The sequence below is a fragment of the Chryseobacterium sp. AG363 genome, from assembly GCF_003610675.1.
Lineage (GTDB): Bacteria > Bacteroidota > Bacteroidia > Flavobacteriales > Weeksellaceae > Chryseobacterium > Chryseobacterium cucumeris.
This window is the reverse complement of record NZ_RAQF01000002.1, coordinates 2,506,304-2,526,877: the sequence shown is the minus strand read 5'-3', so window position 1 is coordinate 2,526,877 and position 20,574 is coordinate 2,506,304. Positions and strand designations below refer to the sequence as shown.

The window sequence follows — 20,574 nt, the reverse complement described above, 5'->3', positions numbered from 1 at the left end:
TCATTGCCGTTATCAGCCTCTCTCGATATTTCAATTATTTATATCTTTCAGAGTCTGCAATCTTTTCAAACAATTCAGGGTAGTTGGTGACTAATCCACCTTCATCCACCGAAATTTCAGCTTTAAAATCGGTTTCGATATTTTCATACAGGTATTTATTAACAGCTGTCCGGGTATAATGTTGTTGAACAGGTTTGATATTATGTTTTAACACGTCAATATATATAACATTAATCTTTTGAGAACCGCTCTCTGAAAGTTTTAAATTATTGATTGGTAGAGTGTTGGTGGAAGGAGTAAGAGAAATGTCTATGAACTTGAAATGATCAAATTCAGGATTTACAACACCATTAATTTCCCATTGGCCCTGATTTCTTTTACCCGAAGAAGTTCTTTTAATTGTATTGACCTCGGATTCGATCAGAAAATCCTGAACGATCCAGTTTTTATCAGTATGGATTTTATACTCTACATTGTATATTTTATCTTCGTGACAACCGATGATTTTTGATTCAACAGTGTAATTTTTATCATTGGATAATAGATTGAAATATTCAAGTGACTGATAATAGATTCCTTTCCAGATCAATGTTTTCATAATGATATTCTTTGATGTACTATTACAAGATGCAAATTAACGAATGTCAGGGCTGATTACAAAAAAGAGCGGTAAAAACCGCCCTCAACAAAATTTTATCTAACAAATATTTTTTACATATAAACACATCCGCATCCTGTTTCCCATTCCTGGCACAGGCGCATAGGTTCAGTACAGCCAGGGTCACCGCCGCCGCCCTCAGAAACTCTGTAGCATGTACCACCACTGCAATAGTATGAACCTATAGTTGGCGGACAATTGCCATCCATATCACACAATGCATAAGGAGTGTCTCCACCACTGATCAACACAAGCTGATTTCTCTTTAATTTTTTTAAATTTTTCATAGTAATCATTTTTAATTTGTTGATTACTAATGTAAAAAAAAATTAACACACCAGCAAGTGTTTTAATGAATGTGGTAAAATTACTCTATATCTAAAGTCATGAAAAGTGCAATTTCCTCTGGATTTTCATACAATCTTGTATTCAGTCCGGTAATATTGAATCCCATTCTTCTATAAAATTGTATTGCAGGATAATTGGTATTCTGTGTTTCCAGTTCAATCACTCTGGAGTTCAATTTTCTGGCTTCTTTAATGGCGCTTTTAATCAATTTAATTCCGATTCCCTGTCGTCTGTATTTTTCGTTGACCAGGATATTTTCAATATAAAAACTATTGTTCCATGTTCTTTGTTCACAGATAATCCAGCCTGCCAATTCTTCATTAACAAAAGCACCGAAAGAATTTCCCTGTTCAATGATGGTATTCAATTCTTCAAGATCTTCAGAAGTCGTTTCCCATATTTTGTGGTAAGGCAAAGACTTCTCTTTTAAAATAAACTCAAAAGAACCTCCAAACTCAATAGAGGAAACCACATATCTTACATCCGTTGTATACCCGTTATGTCCCCAATCCATACTTGGATTAGAGGTTAGTTTTTGTAATTTTTTTATTTCCACCCTTCCATATTTTTATTTTAGTGAATTTCAGTACAGATTTCTATTAGATAATTGTTGGGATCTTTAATATAAGCTGTTTTTTGTCCCCATGGTTTTAAAGCAATATCTTCATAAAGAACAGCGCCGTTTTGTATTGCCTTTTCTACCAAAGCCTCTACATTATCTGTCGTAAACCCAAGTTCCATTCCGAAAGGTTGGTCTTCAGTTTTTGCCGTTATAAATCCTTTTTTAATATTGGACTGAGCCAGGCTCACAGAAGCGAATGAGAGACTTGTTTCTCCGCTCAGGAGCTCACCATAATCTTTTTCGGGAGTGATGAATTTTATTTCAAAGCCAAAGGTGTTTTTATAAAAGCTCATAGACATTTCTACATCTTCTACATAGAGAATGACATACTTGAATTTGATCATATGATTGAATTTAAATGTTTTTATTTCTTGTTGATAATATATTCTTCATCTATCATCAGTTTTATATGAGGCCCATGTAAAGGATACTCTTTAAAACTTCCAAAATGACCGAAATGAAGAGGGTATTTCTGGCTAAGCTGCCGCACTTTACGTCCAAATGAATTGATGTCAACCTTTTGAATGGTTTCTTTTTTCTGTCTGCCATTGGTGAAAAAGAGCATCAGATTACAATGATCTTTAAAATCAAAATCATTATAATAAAATACATGAAGGTTTTCTTCCGTGGATATCTGCGACAAATCATTAATAAGATCTTGCTTATACTGCAAAGGCAGATTACAATCAATTCTGGCAGCATAATGTTCAGCATTACTTTTTTTGAAGTCAGAACCCACCATCTGAATGAAACGGTGCTCTATATTTTTGAATTCCTCTCTTTCCGGAGGATAGTTTTTGCTGGATTGAATGGCAAAAGGAAGACTTGCATCCAATAATACTGCATTTTCACGGATCAATAATTCTTCAACCTCTTTAGCAAACTGAAAATGAAAATCAAAAAGCATATGGTCTCCAATATTGATGATGATTTGATTTCCATCGATATTCAAGTGTAAATATGTTTTCTTGAAATCTGATTTTAGTGCTTCCAGTTTAGGAATAAAATCATCTGTATTTTTAACCTGGATTCTTGCTGCCAGTTCAGCAGGATTATCGGCATGTCCTCCATATCCAGGATAAAAATTGAAAAATTGAAAGTCATATAATTGATCTGGAAATTTGAAATACCAGTATACACCTAAAATCATAGAAGATTATTGATAATTGTACAATAATCAAATTTAAATAAAATTTCACACTCCAAAACTTTCAAAACCCTTAAATTTGTTGTCAATAAAAATTTACTTGGATGCTTAGGAACATTTCAATTGCGGCAGCTACTTTATTGTCCGTAGTTACAATCAATGCACAGAAGAACAGAAATACTCAACTGGAAAGACCCAAATTAGTTGTTGGTCTGGTAGTAGACCAGATGCGTTGGGACTATTTGTACCGTTTCTACGGTAAGTATGGGAATGATGGTTTTAAAAGACTTTTGAATACAGGATATTCTTTGAATAATGTACATATTCCTTATGTTCCTACCATTACGGCTTTGGGGCATACATGTATCTATACAGGATCTGTACCGGCTATTCATGGTATTGCCGGAAACGACTGGACGGATAAAGAAACAGGTAAAGGAGTTTATTGTACCGCGGATGAGAGCGTTCAGCCGGTAGGAACTACCAATACAAAAACAGGAAGCCACTCTCCGAAAAACCTTTGGTCTACCACAGTAACTGACGAATTGAGACTGGCAACAAATTTCCAGGGAAAAGTGGTCGGTGTCTCTTTGAAAGACCGTGCTTCCATTCTTCCTGCAGGCCATACTCCAAACGGAGCTTTCTGGTTTGATGACAGTACAGGAAATTTCATTACCAGTACATGGTATATGAATGATCTTCCACAGTGGGTAAAATCATTCAACTCTCAGAATCTTCCTGAGAAATTAGTAGCGAATGGCTGGAATACTTTACTTCCAATCAACGAATATACAGAAAGCGCACCGGACAATTCTCCTTGGGAAGGTTTGTTGGGAAGTGCAAAAACACCTACTTTCCCTTACAGTAATCTAGCAAAAGACTACCAGACTAAAAAAGACAATATCCGTTATACACCTTTCGGAAATACTCTGACTTTAAAATTGGCTGAAGCTTCTGTAGAAGGTGAAAAACTAGGTGGAGATAATATCACAGACTTTTTAGCCATCAACCTCGCATCTACAGATTATGCAGGACATAAATTCGGACCGAATTCTATTGAAGTAGAAGATGTTTATATCAGACTAGATCAGGATTTGGCAGAATTCTTCAAATATCTTGATTCAAAGGTAGGAAAAGGAGAGTACACCGTTTTCCTTTCTGCTGACCATGGTGGAGCACATTCTGTAGGATTCCTTAAAGAACATAAAATCCCGACAGGTTTCTTTGGAGAAGATGCGGAAAAGAATCTGAACCAGAAACTGAAAGAAAAATTCGGAGCCGATAAACTGGTCAACGCCATTGATAACTATCAGGTTTATTTCGACAGAAAAGTATTGGCAGACAACAAGCTTGAATTGGATGATGTTAGAAACTTTGCTGTAAAAGAAATTGAGAAGGATCCTACCGTTTTATATGCTGTTTCTGTGGACAAAGTTCAGGAGTCAAGCATTCCGGAGCCAATTAAACAAAGAATTATTAACGGGATCAACAGACAGAGAAGTGGGGATATCCAGTTAATTTCTCATGATTCTATGCTTCCACCATATTCTAAAACAGGAACTACACACAGTGTATGGAATTCTTACGATTCTCACATTCCATTAATCTTTATGGGTTGGGGAGTGAAGCAGGGAGAAAGCAACAAAGAATATCACATGACAGATATTGCTCCTACGGTATCTTCCTTATTGAAAATCCAGTTTCCAAGTGGAAATGTAGGAAATCCGATTACCGAAGTTATTGGTAAATAAATTGAAAATTTCAGATCATAAAAAAACATCCCAATTTGGGATGTTTTTTGCTTTCATAGCTTACGATGTTCTTATCATTTGCTGTATCTGTTTATGAAACTTCTTATTCTGTTTTCTGATTTTTATAATAGAATATAGAAGCAAAACGATCAAAATGCATCCCAGAAGAACTGAAGCCATTTTAATATAACGATAATGAGATTTCAGTTTCTCACTTTTCAAAGCTGTTTCCTTGTTGTGGTTGTCGATCACCTGATTAATAGATTTCAGTTCATTCTGCTTTCTTTTAAATCTCATTTCCATGTGTTTTTTGTTAAACTGCTGATAGAGATTCTGTTGTCCCATAGCAAGATAATTCTCAGCCAATTCTTTATAAAGTCCTTCGTTCAGGATAACATCTCCGGTATTTTTAGAAAGATCCTCAGCTTTTAGTAAAAGGTTTATCGCTGTTTGATTTTCATGTCTTTGTTTGTGTATTTCAGCAATTCCTTTCAAAGCGAATGCTTCCAAACTTTTACCATAATTCTTCCGGGCATAGCTGACAGACTGTAAAAATGACTCTTGTGCTTTGTCAATCTCATTAAGGTTCAGATAACAGTACCCAATATTGTAGTATACCACACTCATATTGGAGTAAGTGGTTTTCTTTATGGGAACCTTTTCATAATTTCGTATAGAAATCAGGAATTTTTCCAGAGCAATTTCTGAATTAGACTGACTTTTATATACCATTCCTCTTATTGCGTAGCTTGCAGCCGTTTCAATATATTTCTCCGGATTTTTTTCAGGAATTTTTGCAATATACTGTTCTGCCTCATTCAGTGTTTCTAAGCATTTGTTGAAAAGTTCCATTTGCTGATATTGGATCGCCACTGAAATGAGAACACCTGCCTGGCTTCTGGCATCATTGGTTTTCTGAGACAGTTCTTTTGCTTTTAAAATATATTGTAAAGACTCTTCAAAATTTCTTTTAGCAATATTGGCTGTTGAAAGCAGCATATAAAGATTAATTGAAGTTTTGATATCATGAGATTTTTTTAATAATTGTTCTCCGATTTTGATGGTATTATCGGGGTTGTCGTAAATTTCAAGTTTGGCCTTTCTTAGTAAGATACTATCAGGTGTCTTTTGTGCCTTCATACCATTACAAAAGGCAACCAGCAACACTATTATTTTAAAAATTAATTTCATAAGACTTTTGTTTTACTGATTTCCTGAATATAGGCATTGGGAGACATTCCGGTAACGGATTTGAAAACAGTAGTGAATGCACTGTGTGATGAGAATCCTGAATATTCTGCCAGATAACTTACTTTATAATTAAGAAAAGTAGAATCAGTTCTTAATAACTGTACAATATGATTGATTCTAAGCTTGTTAATATATCCGTTGAAGTTTTTTTCCTTATTATTAATAATTTCTGAAAGGTATTTTGTATTGATTTCCATTTGAGAGGAAAGCAGAGACAGAGACATGTTTTTATTCAGAAACCGGTCGGATTTTTCAAATTCTTCCAGCTTTTGGAGAATTTCATCTTCTTTTTCCCTGGATATTTTTGTTGTGCCAGGATCTTTTGTCGCTGGAGTTGTTTTGTGTAAAATGATGGGTTGAGATTTTCGACTGATCTGTTTTTCAAAGAAATCAAACTGTTTTTTTAAGTCTTTATTTTTACTTTTTATGAGTAAAAAATAAGTAAGCAAAACCAGAATGATCAAAGATAAAATCAGGATTAGAAACCAGAAAGATCTTAGAAGCAGATGTTTCTGAAATTCAATATTTTTATTTTGATTGGTTTCCACAAGCTTCACAAGGTATCGTATTCCTTCTTTTGAGCTGGAATCTGTTTTTGTTTTTACATCATTGTAAAGTTTATTGTACTGATGGTATTTTGCATCATTATGTAGTGCGTAGTAATTACGGGAAAGTGATTCGTAGATTTTAATTTTTAAATTATTAAAAGGAAGATTTTCAATCAATTGAAGACCTGCTTCCAGTTTTTCAATAGCTGTTGCATAATCTTGTCTCAGAAAATAATATTGGGAGAGGTTTTCATAGGCCAGAGCTAAAAGAAAAGGTTGGTTTTTCTGATGTTCAAGATCTGTAATAATACTGTCTATAAGGGTTTTATATTCAGGTAGTTTATTTAGTTTCAGCAGATAGGAAGATCTGAAAATTCTGTTTTCAATTGTTAAAATTCTATTCTCTTCATTATAATCGCCAAGGTATTGATTACTCTGATCTAGAATTTTTAAGGCTTCAGGATAGTTTCTGTTGATTCCCGAGTTCAATGCCTGAAGCTGATATAATTTTGAAGTGGTAATTCTTAATGCCGGACTATTGCTTTTAAGAAGCTTCTGATCAGACAAGAGATGAGAAATAATTCTTTTCGATTGATTGTACAAACCCAGATTCTGATACTGATCGGCAAGGTTATAATCACTGAAGACCTGCATACAATAAGAAAGATCGTTTTTCTGATCAGGCTCTTCTTTTTGAGCGAAAATATTGACAGATTGTACATATTCCCCCTTCATGGCAAAAGCTTGTGAAATAATATTTTGAAGTACAATTTTGTGTTCTGCGTTTTGATCACTCACAAGAATTCCCTGGGTATAACTTATGCATTCGTCAGGATTCTGATATAATTTCAGAAATGCTTTATCTGCTAACATATTGAAGTCGGGACCGGACTGTCCTTTGGTGGTGAGGGAGCAGAAAATAAAAATAAACAGTAAAGTTTGAAATAATTTTTGTCTCGTTAATTTGCTTTTTGTGTTTTTTTGAATAATTCTGGTAAAATCCATATTCAAAATATTGTTTTGTATCTGCTTGGTTATCAGTCTTGTAAAAAATAAGTTCTTTTAAAATTCACGAATTATGAAAGCCAATTTCTTTTGGCAAGGTGAATATTGTATTAATATTGTTTTCACCAATTCGAAACGCTAAATATAATAAAATATGAAAAATTTTTACAAAGTATCAATGAAAATGTTGACAGCTTGTCTTTTTCTGAAATTTGGTTTTGCAGAAGCTCAGCTTACTGTAATAGGTTTGGGAAATTATAATGTAGGGGCAGTCTCTGACAATGGAGTGGTAAGCATGCATACAAGCGCAGGAGGAATATATAAATGGAATGCAGCAGGAGGACTTGTACAGATAGGTTCTATATCAAACGGTTATCCGGCAGCGGGTAGAACTGTTGTTTCGAATGACGGAACCAAAATTTCGTCCTCTATAACAAATGCAGCAACGGGATTTAATGAGATATCAACCTATGATGTAGCTACTTCGACCTGGGTAAACAGAGGCGGGCTTGTTCCTACAGGATGGGACGGTAGTGTAAGTTCAACCTGGGGGATGACTACCAATGGAAGCACGATTGTAGGTTTAGGTTTTCTTACTGCTGCAAATGCACATGCTGTGAAATGGGATGAAGCAAACGGAATGGTAGATCTGGGAAGTATCGTTGCAGGACGCAGCTCCAGAGCAAACGCAATCAATGCGGCAGGAACAGTAATTGTAGGTTGGCAGGATGAGCCAACCGGAACAAGAAGTGGGGCTAAATGGCAGGATGGAGTAGAAACTTTTATTACTGATAATAATGGAAATAATGTAGGGGAAGCAGGAGGAATTTCTGCAGATGGAAATACAATCATAGGCTCAGCAAATCCTAATCCCTATGTCTGGAATGCTGTGAGCGGACTTACTTATATAACGCATCCTAATGCTTCTTTCAGCTTCAAAGGAGGTGCCACCGGGATTTCTGCTGATGGGAAAAAAGTAATTGGATATTATAGAGCATTTGGAGCACCTCCTATGTCAGGGGAAGGTTTTATCTGGACTTCTGCTACCGGAAGGATCAATCTGAATGATTATGCAGCCTCTTTGGGAATTGCAACGAATGGAGTAACCATGGGGCTTCCTTTGGCCATTTCACAGGACGGAAAGAAAATTGCCGGATCAGGGACGAATGCTTCAGGGCAGATGATCGCTTTTTATCTGGATACTTCTCAATTTTTATCGGTGAATGATGCAGTGAAAGAGAAAAATAATATGGGTGTCTATCCTAATCCTGTGACTGATATTCTATATTTTAAAGGAACAGGAAAAATAGAGAAAGCCGAAATTTATAATATGGTGGGACAAAAGGTAAAATCATTTGATTCGGTAGAAGGGCAGATTGATGTTTCATCCCTGTCAAAAGGAGATTATATTTTGCAATACTCTATGAAGGGAGGAAAACAAGAGACTTATAAATTCATTAAAAAATAACATATATAAATAGTAAAGTAGTGGGATGAATGGCTGTTTTCAATATTGAAAGCGGCCGTTCTTTTTTGTGTATATAGCAAAAGGATAGCATGTTGTGTATAGAAAAGTCTGGTTTTTGGTGAATACATATAAAAAACTATCTTTGCAAAAATTTTGGTTTCCAGTATTTTGGAATGAAAAGGGAATCGGGTGTAACTCCCGGACTGTCCCCGCAACTGTAAATCGCAACTCAAGTTTCTGCAAAAAACCACTGTTTAATAACGGGAAGGTGCAGAATGCGAAAGTCAGGAGACCTGCCGGAATTATAATTAAAAAACATATTGCTTTCGGAGGAAAAGTAAAAAAGTATGGATATAAAAAGATCTTTAGTACTGCTTTTTTCATCTTATGGCTGTTTTCTTTTTGCACAAGAGAAAGCCATCGATACTGTTTATGTCTTCGACAATCAGATGATTAGGGTGAAACTTTTTCATCCCGTAAAAATAATTTCGGCAGAAGATGCTGAGAAAAACTCCAGTAATCTTTCTGAACTTCTGAGATTTCAGTCACAGGTTTTTATCAAAGAAAATGGCCGTGGTGCCGTTTCTTCACCTTCTTTCAGGGGAACTACCGCTCAGCAGACTGCTTTTGTGTGGAATGGAATTAATATCAATTCTAATTTTCTGGGACAGGGAGATATTAATAATATTGCTTTGTTCGGCTATGATCAGATTGGTATAAAAGCTGGTGGTGGAAGTGTAGTATATGGGAGTGGTGCCATCGGGGGAAGTATTCACCTGAATAATACCCTGGATTTTAATAAAGGCTTCCATGGTTCTTTATTTTCTGAAGTGGCTTCTTTTAATACCTATAATAACTTTATAAAAGGTTCTTACAGCAATGATAAGTTCAGTTTTAAGGCTTCTGGAAATTATTCTGTAAGTGAAAATGATTATAAGGTAAGTGACCTGAACTATATCAACAGAAACGGAAGTTATTACAATACAACGTTCAATGTAGGAGCATCCTATAAAATCACAAACGATCATAAAATTTCGTGGCAGAGCCAGTTTTTTGATTCTTCACAACGCTTTCCTGTATATGAAGAAACGGGAACAAAAACGAAATATAAAACTCAAAGTGTAAGAAGCCTTCTTTCCTGGGACTGGAACAAAACAAAGTTCAGTAATTCCCTTAAAGCAGCTTATACGGAAGAGAATTTTCAATTTTTTGGTTCGTTAAATCAGCCTAAATCAAGTAGTGGAACCGGGAAAAATTATATCTTTAAAAATGACTTTAATTATTTCCTGAATTCAAAGTGGAATTTTAATATCATAGGAGAGTTTCAGGTTAATAAAGGAGAAGGATACCAAAACGGAATATCCAGCGTCAGCAGAAATATTGGTTCTGTTTCAGGATTGTTAAGATATTTTGCAACAAAAGATCTGCGTTTTGAGGGTGGATTCAAGAAAGATTTCGTGGAAGATGTGAAGTCACCGTTGATGTATTCGTTCTCCGGAAAATGGAGTGCAGCAAAATGGTATGATGTAAGCCTTAATGTATCAAAAAACTTCAGATTTCCATCCTTTAATGATATTTATTATGAACCGGGAGGAAATAAAGACCTGAGACCGGAAACCTCTACCCAGCTCGATATGACGAATGTGTTTAAAGCAGGAGATTTCAGACTTACTTTGTCTCCATACTATATGAACATCACAGATCTTATTGCATGGCTTCCAACGGCTAAAGGATACTGGCAGGCATTCAATGTCAATAAAGTTGAATCCTATGGATTAGAATCCCAGCTGTCCTTTAGCAAACAATGGGGTAATCATAAAATCCGGGCCAATGCAGGATACTATTATGCAAAGTCTATTGATAAAGAAACGAAAATGCAGAGACCTTACGTTCCTATGCACAGAGGAAATGCCAATATAGATTACGAATATGGTTTCTTTAAACTTTTCGCACAGGGGCAGCTGAATGGCGTTACGTATACTACAAGTGACGAAAAAAGGTCAGATGCCATAGATCCTTATTTTCTTTTAAATATGGGAATCTCTGCAACTTTAGCCAAAAAATATACCTTAGGGTTCAAAGTGAATAATCTAACCAATACATACTACAAAACGGTTTCTTTCTATCCTTTACCCAAAAGAAATTATAGTGTGTATGCAGCAATAAATTTTTAAAAATTAAAATTGAGTAAATATGAAAATAACTAAACTTTTAACTGTATTATTTGCAGTAGTGTTATTGTTTAACATTTCTTCATGTTCAAGTAGTTCTGACGAGATTGAAGTTTCTCCAATCACTTATCAGAACGGATATTTTATCTCTAATGAAGGAAACTATAACAGTCAGGGAGCTAAGGTAACATTTGTGACAAGAAATTTAAGCCTGAAGCAAGACGATGTATATGGTTATAACAACAACAAAGAGATTCTTGGTGATGTTCTTCAGACGATTGGTCTTAACGAAAACAAAGCTTATCTTGTTTTGAATAACTCTAATAAAATTGTAGTAGTAGACCGTTATACATTCAAAAAGTTAGGAGTAATTACAGATCAGCTTGATAACCCAAGAGGAATTACTTTTGCTAACAACTTCATCTATGTTGCTAATACCAACTTTACTGCACATACTCAAAGTATAACGAAATATAAAGCTTCTGACTATTCATTTGTAAGTAAAATCAATATGACTGAAGTTTCTGATAAAACAGTAGAGGCAGGAGGAAATGTTTTTGTACAGAATGCTTCATCAGGGTACGGAAATAAGATTACTTATATCAATACTTCTAACGATGCTAAAACTGAAATTACCGTTCCAAATGGTCAGATTGGAAATACAGTATCGTACAAATCTAATGTTTATACAATTTCTTCAACAGCTACAGATTCTTATATCTATAAAATTTCAAGTACCGGAGCGCTTACACCGGTAATTACTTTGACAGGAATTCCTAATGCTACGAACCTTCAGATTGATAACGATAAAATCTACTTCAGCTCTGCCAATAAAGTATATACAACGAGTTTGGCTATACCTGCAATTCCTGCAACTCCATTATTAACAGCTGCAGATGGCGGTCCTTACTTTACACTGTATGGATTTAATGTTATTGATGGAAGGATTTTTGCATCAGACGTTAAGCAGTTCACACAGGATAGTGAAATGGTAGTATATTCAGCAGTTACAGGTGCTCAGATCAGTTCTTTTAAAACAGGAGGTATCGGTGCTAGTGGAACATACCTGAATCCATAATGTGTGATAACATATAAAGAAATAATTTTTTATTTTTTCATCATTTGTGTTTTTTTCCGGCCGGTTTCGAAGAAACCGGCCGGCTTTGTTTTCCTAGGAAAACAAAAAAACCTGCGGGATGGAACATCCCGCAGGTTTTATATTTTATATCAGTTGAATTATAGGGTTAACCCCAGTTTTTCAGCCTCAGCAATCACAAATTTTGTTGCTTCTTCTTTTTCATTAGGAATTTCACCCTCAAGAATAGCCTCTTTCACCTTCTCTTTTAGAATTCCGATTTCACGGCCTGGCTTAAGGTGAAACATTTCCATAATCTCTTCACCGGTAATAGGAGGTTGAAAGTTTCTTACCTGATCTTTTTCCTCTACTTCTTTGATCTTTACGGCTACATATTCAAAGTTTCTTTTGAATTTCTCCTGCTTTTTAGAGTTTTTAGTGGTAATGTCTGCCTTGCAAAGCGTGAAAAGATCTTCAAGATTTTCTCCGGCATCAAATAAAAGTCTTCTCAATGCAGAATCTGAAGCATCATCCGTGATCAGCGCGATAGGTCTTGACGAAAGTTTCACCATCTTCTGAACATATTTCATGTCACTTCCCAAAGGCAGTTTTAATCTTTGAAAAAGTGTTTTTACCATTTTTGAGCCCAAAAATTCATGTCCGTGAAATGTCCATCCTGTTCCTTCTACAAACTTTTTTGTTGGAGCTTTTCCAATGTCATGAAGAAGGGCAGACCAGCGAAGCCAAAGATTATCGGTATTCACCGAAATATTATCCACTACTTCCAGCGTATGATAAAAATTATCTTTGTGAGTTTGTCCTTCCACTTCTTCCACTCCTTTCAGTTCGATCAGCTCTGGAATAATCAGCTTCATAAGACCGGTTTGTTCCATTAGTCTTAATCCGATAGACGGTTTTTCAGACAACATTATTTTGTTGAACTCTACCATGATTCTTTCCATAGAAACGATCTTGATTCTTTCTGCTTCCTGCTGGATCGCTTTCAAAGAGTTTTCCTCAATTTTAAAATTTAAAGTTGAAGCAAAACGTACTGCCCTCATCATTCTTAATGGGTCATCAGAATAAGTTTGAGCAGGTTCTAACGGTGTTCTTAAAATTCCTTTTTCAAGATCTTCGATTCCATTGAACGGATCAATCAGTTCTCCGAAGTTTTCTTTATTTAAAGAAATAGCCATCGCATTGATGGTAAAATCTCTTCTTTTCTGGTCATCTTCCAGGCTTCCGCCCTCCACTTCCGGCTTTCGGCTGTTTTCTGTATAGCTTTCCTTTCTTGCTCCCACAAATTCAAGTTCAAGTTCTTTGTACTTGATCATCGCGGTTCCATACGTTTTGAATACAGAAACCTTTAATTTAGGATCTATATCCTGAGCTACATTCTGAGCAAGCTCAATACCGCTTTGTTCCGTTACAAAGTCTATATCTGTAGAAGCTTTTCTGTTCATCAGCAGATCTCGTACATAACCGCCCACAATGTATATGGACTGGTTATTCCTTTCTGCTGCTTCAGAAATGATTTTAAATAGTTTTAAATTCTTATTTTGATTAAGATTAATTTTCATCGTTGATAATAGTGACAATTTCTACGTATGTTACCCATTAGTCATAATGAGCATACATTCTACTAATTTTTTCCTCTTCATTAAAAAACATAACTTCAACAGCATGTTTATCCATAATCGACTTATAAAATAATGCTACAGAATCTACTCCTGCTGTGGAATGTTTCAGATCAAAATGAAGGTCCGGAAACTTATCCAATGCCTTTTTCCAGTATTCACGGACAGATTCTTTTCCTTTTAAAGAACTTTCTTTACCTTCAGTAGCCAGAGCGATCATAGGAGTGGTGATCTCAATATCATCCGAATAATGAGAAAGTATATCCTCCAGATCATGAGAATTCCACGCATTGATCCACATTTGAGCAAATTCGTGATGATTCATAGCAAATAGTTTATGAGTTGAGTTTGCAAAGATAGAATTAAAAAAAAGAAATCCTGCCGATATGAACTGACAAGACTCTAAAAAGTAAACATAAAAGTTCAGAATTCTTATTCTCTAAGAACTTTTATTCTGTTGTCATTCCATATTTTGATCACCGAAGAACCTGAGTATTTTGAAACTTTTTCTCTGTCTTCTTCCACTGCATAATCTACAAGGCTGATCATCTCCTCAGAAATATCAGAGAATTTTAACGGACTTTTTTCACCACTGAAGTTGGCAGAGGTAGATACCAGAGGTCTGTTCAGCTTTGTTATAAGTTTTTTACAGAAATCATTTTTTACAAGACGAATTCCGATGCTTCCGTCTTCTGCAAGAAGTTCTTTAGGCAAACCTCTTGGGTTTTCATAAACAATTGTTACCGGTTTTTCGCTAAGATCAATAATTTCCCACGCCATTTCAGGAACATCCACAAGATCCTGAAGCCTTTTCTCAGATTCCACAAGAATGATCATGGATTTGTTTTTCTCGCGCTTTTTAATGTCAAAAATTTTATTGACCGCTTCTATATTGGTGGCATCACAACCAATTCCCCAGATAGTATCTGTAGGGTAAAGAATTGTTCCGCCGGATTTTAATATTTCGATAATATGTTCCATAATTGTATGTGAGTTCAAAGAGTGGATAAAGGTAAAAAATATAAGGATTTTGGGCAAAAAAATGGGGTGTAAATATGGTCTTGTTGATCGGTTTTGGCTAAAGCCAATGGAATTTATATAATTTGAAAACGGGCTAAAGCCGATTACTATTATTGATTGTAGTATGTTTAGAGTTAAATAGGATTATTGATTTAATTAAAAAAATAATACGATGAATTTTAGAGATCTAATTCAATAGAAATGGGCTTTAGCCCATTTAAATAAAAGAAATAAATCCTTCGGCTTTAGCCAAAACCTACTTAGTATTTAAAATTATATCTTTCAATAAATTCCTTATATTCCTCTCCAAAGCTTTTTTCTGATGATGCTTTTCCTGATTTTTAATATAATTTCTTACGCTTTCTACCATAGACTCAGAAACTGATACAGCAAAATATTCATCTTGCCATGAGAATTTTCCTAAAGTAAGTTTATTTTTATTGATCCAATGTGAAGATTCACCTTTTAATAATTGTACAATTTTTTCTATATTCTGATCAGATCCCAGAGAAATAAGACAATGACAATGGTCAGAATATCCATTAATCATATCTAAGAATATACCTTTTTCTATAGCATATTCTTTAATATGTTTCCGGACTTTGAGAGGTATGTCGAATGTATTGAGAAAAGAATCTCTGTTTTTTGTAGAGAAGACAAGGTGAATGTAGATTTTGATAAAAGCCATTTGTGTTGTTTTATCAAAAATAATATTTTTTAGGTTTCGGCTAAAGCCAAAGGAATGGTATATAATATCAAAACGGGCTAAAGCCCGTTCCTATTGATTCTTATAGCGTTATTAAAGATAATGTGATGAATTTTAGGGATATTATTCAATAGAAATGAGCTTTAGCCCATTTAATCCTGAGATGAAAATCATCTGGCTTTAGCCAAAACCTAATTCAAACGTATTTTTTAATTTCTTTCTACTACATCCATCCTAATTTTGATAAATACCTTTCCTCAATAATATTCAGATGGTGGTAATTGTGGCCTACAATTAGTTTTCCGATGGTTTCTACAGTAATTTCATGACCATTGGCGGTACCTGTATTCTGTAAAGCTGAAGGGTGAAGTGTTTCTAATAGAATCTGGGAAGACTTCCTTACCAGTTTGTATTCTTCCAAAAGGGATTCAAGTGTTCTTTCGTTTGCAAAAGATTGGTCTGCATATCCGTTTTCATCAAATCCGGGAAGGTTGTTTTTCTCTCCTCTGGCGAAAGCCAATATTCTGTATTGGAAAACTCTTTCGGTATCAGATAAGTGGAGTAGAAGACCTTTCAAAGTCCATTTTCCTTCGGCATAAGCGAAATTTGATTGTTCTTCAGTAAGATTGGAATAAATTCCGATGGTTTTGTCTGCTGATATCTGCAGCTCGTTGATCCAGTTTCCTGATGGAATCTGATCTAAATATCTTTGAATGTATTTTTGAAAATCGGTCATATTATTTTTTGTTTGGGTTACGGGATTCGGGATTTGAGATAGTGAGTGTAATGTATTAATTACTCAGTACCCATTGCTCATTGCTCATGATTAGTCCACTCGTAGAAATTCACAGAGTCATACAGCTTAAAGCCACAGGCAGGATAGAGTTGATTTCCGATGTCATTGCTTTTTCCTGTTTCTAAGAGGATACCACATGCTTTTGAGGAACGGCAGTGTTCTTTGGATTCTTCAATTAATTCTTTAGAAAAGCCTTTTCCTCTATGGTTGTCATTAACATACAGATCATTTAGCAGCCAGTAGCGCTGCATTCTTGTTGATGAAAATATGGGGTATAATTGTACGAAGCCTGTCAGTTTTCCATTTTCTTCCGCAACAAAAATTTCAGAATCTTGATTTTCAATCCTTTCAGAAAGAAAATTTGTTGCTGCAGGAATATCTGATGCTTTATGGTAAAATATCCTGTACTGATCAAACAATTCCGCCAATTGCGGTAAGTCGGAAAGAACTGCTTTTCTTGTATTTTTCATAGTATTAGTGGTGTTATAATAAAATGAGAAAGATTAGATAATCCTTCTCATTTTATACTTATTAAAATTAAGAAAAAGCTTTCTCTAAATCTGCAATAAGATCTTCAGCATCCTCAATACCTACACTTAAACGAACAAGATCGTCAGTGATTCCCAATTCAGCACGTTTTTCTGCAGGAATTGAAGCGTGTGTCATCAAAGCAGGGTGGTTAGCCAAAGATTCTACTCCTCCTAAAGATTCTGCGAGCGTGAAAACTCTTACTTTTTCTAAGAATTTGATAGCATCTTCTTTCTTTCCAGATTTAAAGGTGAATGAAACCATTCCTCCCGATTCCTTCATCTGAGATTTTGCCAGTGCATATTGAGGGTGAGATTCCAATCCTGGATAAATTACTTTATCTACCGCCGGATGAGTTTCCAAATATTTTGCTACTGCAAGACCGTTATCAGAGTGTCTCTGCATTCTTAATGCCAATGTTTTGATTCCTCTCAATACCAGGTAAGAATCGTGTGGTCCTAAAATACCACCACTCGCAAACTGAATGAAGTGAAGCTTATCTCCTAACTCAGCATCTTTAGCAATAAGCGCTCCGGCAATCACATCAGAGTGTCCTCCTAAATATTTTGTAGCAGAGTGCATTACAATATCAGCTCCCAAATCAATGGGTCTCTGGATATAAGGTGTTGCAAAAGTATTGTCTACCGCCACTAGAATATCTTTCCCTTTAGCAATGTCTACAACAGCTTTGATATCAACTAACTTCATCAATGGGTTAGTTGGAGTTTCTACCCAGATCAGTTTTGTTTTATCCGTAATAACATCAGCAATTTTAGAAGCATCATCAAAATTCACGAAAGTAAACTTCAGTTGATATTTTTCGAAAAGTCTTGTAAACATTCTGTAAGTACCTCCGTAAAGATCATCTACAGCAATTACTTCATCACCTGGGTTTAATAATTTTAAAACACAGTCGATGGCAGCAAGACCAGAACCGAAAGCTAAACCTCTCGCTCCGTTTTCAATACTTGCCAAAGAATCCTCTAATGCCTGTCTTGTAGGGTTAGCGGCTCTTGAATATTCATATCCGGAATGTACTCCCGGGCTTTTCTGTGCAAATGTAGAGGTTAAAAATACAGGTACATTTACAGAACCTGTTGCAGACTCGTGGTGCTGCCCTCCGTGAATTACTTTTGTATTAAAATTCATAATTTTTTGCTTTAAGCTGGAACATTAAGCATATGAGTTTAATGTTCATTGTTTTTTATTAAAAGTTGCTCTAGCTGAGTACAAAAAGCTTACCGCTTACTGCCTTCAGCTTATTGCAATTGTATTTTTTTACTTAATGGCAGATTTTACCGCAAATTCTTCGGCAATTTCTTCCATCCACTGCGCTACATCCTCTTCACCTGTCGCTCTCTGGTATGTGCTTCCTAAAGATATTAAAATCTGGTGGATAAACATCTTCATCTGGTCTACAGGCATTTCTTTGGTCCAAAGATCAATTCTTAACGCTTCTCTTGTCTTATCATCCCATACAGAAATCATGGTTGCTTTTGTATCTTGTTTGTCAATACCTCCATCCTGAGCGTTCCAAGTAATATTTTCCGGTACGTGATTTTCATCAAGCTCTACATCTATCGTAATCTGAGTCTTTCTCATAACTTTCTTTTGTTTCTAATTTTGTGCAAAGTTAATACTTCTTCAGCTTATCTAAGGCTTCTACAAAATTATCTTCATCAGGAAATGGACTATTAAAGTTAAAAATTTTACCTTCAGGATCTATAATGATAAATCTTGGAATAGATTGTATTTTGTACTTATTCATAAACTGCTCTGCATTTTCAAGCCAGTATTGTGGAATATTGGATGGTTTTGTCTTGAGATAATTCAGCCATTTTGATTTTTCCTGATCTAAGCTGATTGAAATAAACTGGATATTTTTATCATTTCTATATTGATAACTTCTTGTTTCAAATACAGGACGAATTTGCTTGCATGGACCACACCAACTTGCCCAAAAATCTATTACAATATATTTTCCTTTGTATTTTGAAAGATTTTGAGAACTTCCATTATCCTGCAGAAGTTTCAGCTCTGGGAAAGGTGATCCTTTCTGTGAAATATTGATCTGTTCAAGCTTTGAATAGAGCATTTTTTTATAATCAGTACCGTTTACTTTGCTAATCTCAGCTGCAAAAAGCTTGTTTCTGAATGCACTGTCTGTTTGTATTTCAATACTTTTTAATAGATGTTTTGATAATAGCTGATCTTTAGTTTTTCCTTGAGGAAGCAAATTGATTTTAGCAAATAAAATACTGTCCGTATTAGAACGTTGATCATCATATGTAAGCATCTGATCCAGTTTATATTGCAGATAATCATCATTTTTACTTAAAAGCGGAGTGGGTTTCAAAATATTTTCATTGAGTTCATTCAGAAATAGTTTTGGAGGAGCAAATTTAGGATCAGACCATGAGGTCATTCTTCTGTAATTATTAATTTCATTAAGGTACTGAACTGCCATCAGCTGTTTTCTATATGCCTTATAATCTTCTGAAAGACCATTGTTTTCTGCATCTGCATAATGATCTAATTTTTTTTTATTGTCATCCCAGTCAGATAGGGCTAATTCATAAAATTTTTCAGGGTTATTATTTAAATTCTGATTTTCCAGTGCGAGCCAAAAGTCTATTCCGAAAGAACTCTCAGTTTTATTATAAACCTGATCAGATTTTCTGTTAGATTTTAAGTTAAATGTTATTTTGGTGTTATTTAATTTAATGTCAAAATCAAACCAGTCACCATTTCCCATCACAACCTCAAGTTTTTTATTGCCAATTTCAAGAATGTACTCATCTAAAGAAAGATTTTGAGAGGTAGACCAGTTGAAAGTATTATTTTTAACAGCAACCACTCCAATTTTTTTATGAAATTCCTTTGAAACAATTTTCACAGAATCAATTTTAAGATCCGTTTCCAGTGTTCCTGAAATAGAAGTTTCTGATCCAACGCTTGTATAAGGTTTTGGTTTTTGTATAAAATAGAGTAGACCTGTTCCTGCAATTAACAGAACCGTTGAAATGACAATTTGTTTTTTATTTTTAAGAAAAGCATTTTTAAACCCTTTTTTACTGTACCAGAAATATCCGATAACCAGGAAAACAGCCATCCAGAAAAAGCTTATATACTCTGAGTGAGAAATAAAATAATTCAGATCCCTTATTTCAGGAGCATTCCAGAATGTATATAACGAACTGTATGGATTAAAGAAAAAACTCTTTTTTTCCACTATTGAATATATATTGGAGCCCAATCCTAATATACCAATAAGAAATGACCATATAAACCCCTGGAAAACTACAGAGAAGCATAACTGTAATGCCGCAATTCCCAGGATAGCAGCGAAAATTCTTATCCAGGTCTTAAGCGTCCATAATACATCAAAGGTTAATAACTTTGCAGGATTTGGATGAATATAATATTCTGCGAGTGATAAAATTATATTAAAACTAAAATAGGAGAAAATACAAATGAAGCTCAGGGATAGTAAAATAACATATTTCGAAATATAAAGCTGAAATTTATTGACAGGCTGTGTCTCCATCAGTTGCCATCCGTTATTTTTATGATCCGTTTGAGCAATTCTGTTTGCTGCAATGATCAGAAATAAAAGCAGAATGAAAAATGTAAAATATTTCAAAGGGCTTCCACTTATGGATTCTTCAAAAATGGAATATTTAAGTGATTCTTTAGCAATGGGATCCGGACTTAACAAAGACGGAATAAAATTGATGAAAGGTATTAAAGCTCCTAAGATAATAGCCGTATAAATTAGCCCTAAACCTTTTATTTTTAGCCATTCTATATTGATAGCTGTGATTAATTTTTTCATTTGTGTAA

The 20,574-nt window shown here is 34.9% G+C and carries 20 protein-coding genes and 1 riboswitch; of the genes, 4 read left to right on the top strand and 16 right to left on the bottom strand.

Translation table 11 applies throughout. The features are described from left to right. Positions 1-34: 34 nt before the first annotated feature. From DEU39_RS11440 to DEU39_RS11420, 5 genes are all read right to left on the bottom strand, one after another. Complete coding sequence (locus DEU39_RS11440) at positions 35-598, bottom strand: putative glycolipid-binding domain-containing protein (RefSeq protein ID WP_120232006.1); 564 nt, start codon at positions 596-598, stop codon at positions 35-37. A 113-nt stretch (positions 599-711) separates the two neighbouring features. Further along, positions 712-945, bottom strand: a complete 234-nt coding sequence (locus DEU39_RS11435; RefSeq protein WP_062674788.1) for a hypothetical protein — start codon at positions 943-945, stop codon at positions 712-714. 80 nt (positions 946-1,025) lie between these two features. Continuing rightward, a complete protein-coding gene (locus tag DEU39_RS11430) occupies positions 1,026-1,562 on the bottom strand; it encodes a GNAT family N-acetyltransferase (protein WP_120232005.1) in 537 nt (178 codons plus the stop codon). A gap of 17 nt (positions 1,563-1,579) precedes the next feature. Then, the gene (locus DEU39_RS11425) at positions 1,580-1,972 is read right to left on the bottom strand and encodes a VOC family protein (RefSeq protein ID WP_120232004.1); all 393 of its coding nucleotides are present in this window, start codon (positions 1,970-1,972) and stop codon (positions 1,580-1,582) included. Between the two features lie 20 nt (positions 1,973-1,992). After that, entirely contained in the window at positions 1,993-2,778 is a 786-nt protein-coding gene (locus tag DEU39_RS11420; protein ID WP_120232003.1) for a hypothetical protein, read from the bottom strand. Positions 2,779-2,879: 101 nt separating this feature from the next. On the opposite strand from DEU39_RS11420, the gene pafA reads away from it, so the two are divergent. Continuing rightward, positions 2,880-4,526, top strand: a complete 1,647-nt coding sequence (pafA, locus tag DEU39_RS11415; RefSeq protein WP_120232002.1) for an alkaline phosphatase PafA — start codon at positions 2,880-2,882, stop codon at positions 4,524-4,526. A 60-nt stretch (positions 4,527-4,586) separates the two neighbouring features. On the opposite strand, the gene DEU39_RS11410 is transcribed toward pafA, so the two are convergent. Together DEU39_RS11410 and DEU39_RS11405 are read right to left on the bottom strand one after the other, a co-directional pair. After that, positions 4,587-5,717 carry a tetratricopeptide repeat protein gene (locus tag DEU39_RS11410; RefSeq protein WP_120232001.1) on the bottom strand — a complete coding sequence of 377 codons (1,131 nt, stop codon included), beginning with the start codon at positions 5,715-5,717 and terminating at the stop codon, positions 4,587-4,589. Beyond that, on the bottom strand, positions 5,714-7,330 hold the full coding sequence (locus DEU39_RS11405; RefSeq protein WP_120232000.1) for a helix-turn-helix domain-containing protein: 1,617 nt from the start codon (positions 7,328-7,330) through the stop codon (positions 5,714-5,716). Before DEU39_RS11405 ends, DEU39_RS11410 begins: the two co-directional genes overlap by 4 nt. Positions 7,331-7,484: 154 nt before the next feature. Between DEU39_RS11405 and DEU39_RS11400 the strand changes: the two genes are divergently transcribed. The 3 genes from DEU39_RS11400 (at position 7,485) to DEU39_RS11390 (ending at position 12,047) form a co-directional block, all read left to right on the top strand. Further along, a complete protein-coding gene (locus tag DEU39_RS11400) occupies positions 7,485-8,798 on the top strand; it encodes a T9SS type A sorting domain-containing protein (protein WP_120231999.1) in 1,314 nt (437 codons plus the stop codon). A gap of 137 nt (positions 8,799-8,935) precedes the next feature. Continuing rightward, positions 8,936-9,114: riboswitch (cobalamin riboswitch) on the top strand. Between the two features lie 31 nt (positions 9,115-9,145). Then, complete coding sequence (locus DEU39_RS11395) at positions 9,146-10,972, top strand: TonB-dependent receptor plug domain-containing protein (protein WP_120231998.1); 1,827 nt, start codon at positions 9,146-9,148, stop codon at positions 10,970-10,972. A 19-nt stretch (positions 10,973-10,991) separates the two neighbouring features. Next, the gene (locus DEU39_RS11390; protein WP_062674200.1) at positions 10,992-12,047 is read left to right on the top strand and encodes a DUF5074 domain-containing protein; all 1,056 of its coding nucleotides are present in this window, start codon (positions 10,992-10,994) and stop codon (positions 12,045-12,047) included. 158 nt (positions 12,048-12,205) lie between these two features. Here the strand turns inward: DEU39_RS11390 and DEU39_RS11385 are convergent, their stop codons facing one another. From DEU39_RS11385 to DEU39_RS11345, 9 genes are all read right to left on the bottom strand, one after another. Continuing rightward, positions 12,206-13,624 (bottom strand): CCA tRNA nucleotidyltransferase, encoded by a 1,419-nt coding sequence (locus DEU39_RS11385; protein WP_120231997.1) that lies wholly within the window; start codon positions 13,622-13,624, stop codon positions 12,206-12,208. A 37-nt stretch (positions 13,625-13,661) separates the two neighbouring features. Further along, positions 13,662-14,006: a nuclear transport factor 2 family protein gene (locus tag DEU39_RS11380; RefSeq protein ID WP_120231996.1), complete on the bottom strand. Its 345-nt coding sequence runs from the start codon at positions 14,004-14,006 to the stop codon at positions 13,662-13,664. A 107-nt stretch (positions 14,007-14,113) separates the two neighbouring features. After that, positions 14,114-14,662: an L-threonylcarbamoyladenylate synthase gene (locus DEU39_RS11375; RefSeq protein ID WP_047378653.1), complete on the bottom strand. Its 549-nt coding sequence runs from the start codon at positions 14,660-14,662 to the stop codon at positions 14,114-14,116. Positions 14,663-14,957: 295 nt separating this feature from the next. Then, a complete protein-coding gene (tnpA, locus tag DEU39_RS11370) occupies positions 14,958-15,389 on the bottom strand; it encodes an IS200/IS605 family transposase (protein ID WP_228436745.1) in 432 nt (143 codons plus the stop codon). 241 nt (positions 15,390-15,630) lie between these two features. After that, on the bottom strand, positions 15,631-16,143 hold the full coding sequence (locus DEU39_RS11365; RefSeq protein WP_062674210.1) for a DinB family protein: 513 nt from the start codon (positions 16,141-16,143) through the stop codon (positions 15,631-15,633). A 77-nt stretch (positions 16,144-16,220) separates the two neighbouring features. Next, entirely contained in the window at positions 16,221-16,673 is a 453-nt protein-coding gene (locus DEU39_RS11360) for a GNAT family N-acetyltransferase (RefSeq protein WP_120231995.1), read from the bottom strand. Between the two features lie 67 nt (positions 16,674-16,740). Further along, positions 16,741-17,880 (bottom strand): cystathionine gamma-synthase, encoded by a 1,140-nt coding sequence (locus tag DEU39_RS11355; protein WP_062674213.1) that lies wholly within the window; start codon positions 17,878-17,880, stop codon positions 16,741-16,743. 129 nt (positions 17,881-18,009) lie between these two features. Beyond that, a complete protein-coding gene (gldC, locus tag DEU39_RS11350; RefSeq protein WP_034695059.1) occupies positions 18,010-18,333 on the bottom strand; it encodes a gliding motility protein GldC in 324 nt (107 codons plus the stop codon). 31 nt (positions 18,334-18,364) lie between these two features. Further along, positions 18,365-20,566: a thioredoxin-like domain-containing protein gene (locus tag DEU39_RS11345; RefSeq protein WP_120231994.1), complete on the bottom strand. Its 2,202-nt coding sequence runs from the start codon at positions 20,564-20,566 to the stop codon at positions 18,365-18,367. Positions 20,567-20,574: the final 8 nt, after the last annotated feature.

What these genes read in the sequence shown, in the direction of transcription:
- DEU39_RS11440 (WP_120232006.1), bottom strand. Translation starts at nt 598, where the DNA reads ATGAAAACATTGATCTGGAAAGGAATCTATTATCAGTCACTTGAATAT.
- DEU39_RS11435 (WP_062674788.1), bottom strand. Translation starts at nt 945, where the DNA reads ATGAAAAATTTAAAAAAATTAAAGAGAAATCAGCTTGTGTTGATCAGT.
- DEU39_RS11425 (WP_120232004.1), bottom strand. Translation starts at nt 1,972, where the DNA reads ATGATCAAATTCAAGTATGTCATTCTCTATGTAGAAGATGTAGAAATG.
- DEU39_RS11420 (WP_120232003.1), bottom strand. Translation starts at nt 2,778, where the DNA reads ATGATTTTAGGTGTATACTGGTATTTCAAATTTCCAGATCAATTATAT.
- pafA (WP_120232002.1), top strand. Translation starts at nt 2,880, where the DNA reads ATGCTTAGGAACATTTCAATTGCGGCAGCTACTTTATTGTCCGTAGTT.
- DEU39_RS11410 (WP_120232001.1), bottom strand. Translation starts at nt 5,717, where the DNA reads ATGAAATTAATTTTTAAAATAATAGTGTTGCTGGTTGCCTTTTGTAAT.
- DEU39_RS11405 (WP_120232000.1), bottom strand. Translation starts at nt 7,330, where the DNA reads ATGGATTTTACCAGAATTATTCAAAAAAACACAAAAAGCAAATTAACG.
- DEU39_RS11400 (WP_120231999.1), top strand. Translation starts at nt 7,485, where the DNA reads ATGAAAAATTTTTACAAAGTATCAATGAAAATGTTGACAGCTTGTCTT.
- DEU39_RS11395 (WP_120231998.1), top strand. Translation starts at nt 9,146, where the DNA reads ATGGATATAAAAAGATCTTTAGTACTGCTTTTTTCATCTTATGGCTGT.
- DEU39_RS11390 (WP_062674200.1), top strand. Translation starts at nt 10,992, where the DNA reads ATGAAAATAACTAAACTTTTAACTGTATTATTTGCAGTAGTGTTATTG.
- DEU39_RS11385 (WP_120231997.1), bottom strand. Translation starts at nt 13,624, where the DNA reads ATGAAAATTAATCTTAATCAAAATAAGAATTTAAAACTATTTAAAATC.
- DEU39_RS11380 (WP_120231996.1), bottom strand. Translation starts at nt 14,006, where the DNA reads ATGAATCATCACGAATTTGCTCAAATGTGGATCAATGCGTGGAATTCT.
- DEU39_RS11375 (WP_047378653.1), bottom strand. Translation starts at nt 14,662, where the DNA reads ATGGAACATATTATCGAAATATTAAAATCCGGCGGAACAATTCTTTAC.
- tnpA (WP_228436745.1), bottom strand. Translation starts at nt 15,389, where the DNA reads ATGGCTTTTATCAAAATCTACATTCACCTTGTCTTCTCTACAAAAAAC.
- DEU39_RS11365 (WP_062674210.1), bottom strand. Translation starts at nt 16,143, where the DNA reads ATGACCGATTTTCAAAAATACATTCAAAGATATTTAGATCAGATTCCA.
- DEU39_RS11360 (WP_120231995.1), bottom strand. Translation starts at nt 16,673, where the DNA reads ATGAAAAATACAAGAAAAGCAGTTCTTTCCGACTTACCGCAATTGGCG.
- DEU39_RS11355 (WP_062674213.1), bottom strand. Translation starts at nt 17,880, where the DNA reads ATGAATTTTAATACAAAAGTAATTCACGGAGGGCAGCACCACGAGTCT.
- gldC (WP_034695059.1), bottom strand. Translation starts at nt 18,333, where the DNA reads ATGAGAAAGACTCAGATTACGATAGATGTAGAGCTTGATGAAAATCAC.
- DEU39_RS11345 (WP_120231994.1), bottom strand. Translation starts at nt 20,566, where the DNA reads ATGAAAAAATTAATCACAGCTATCAATATAGAATGGCTAAAAATAAAA.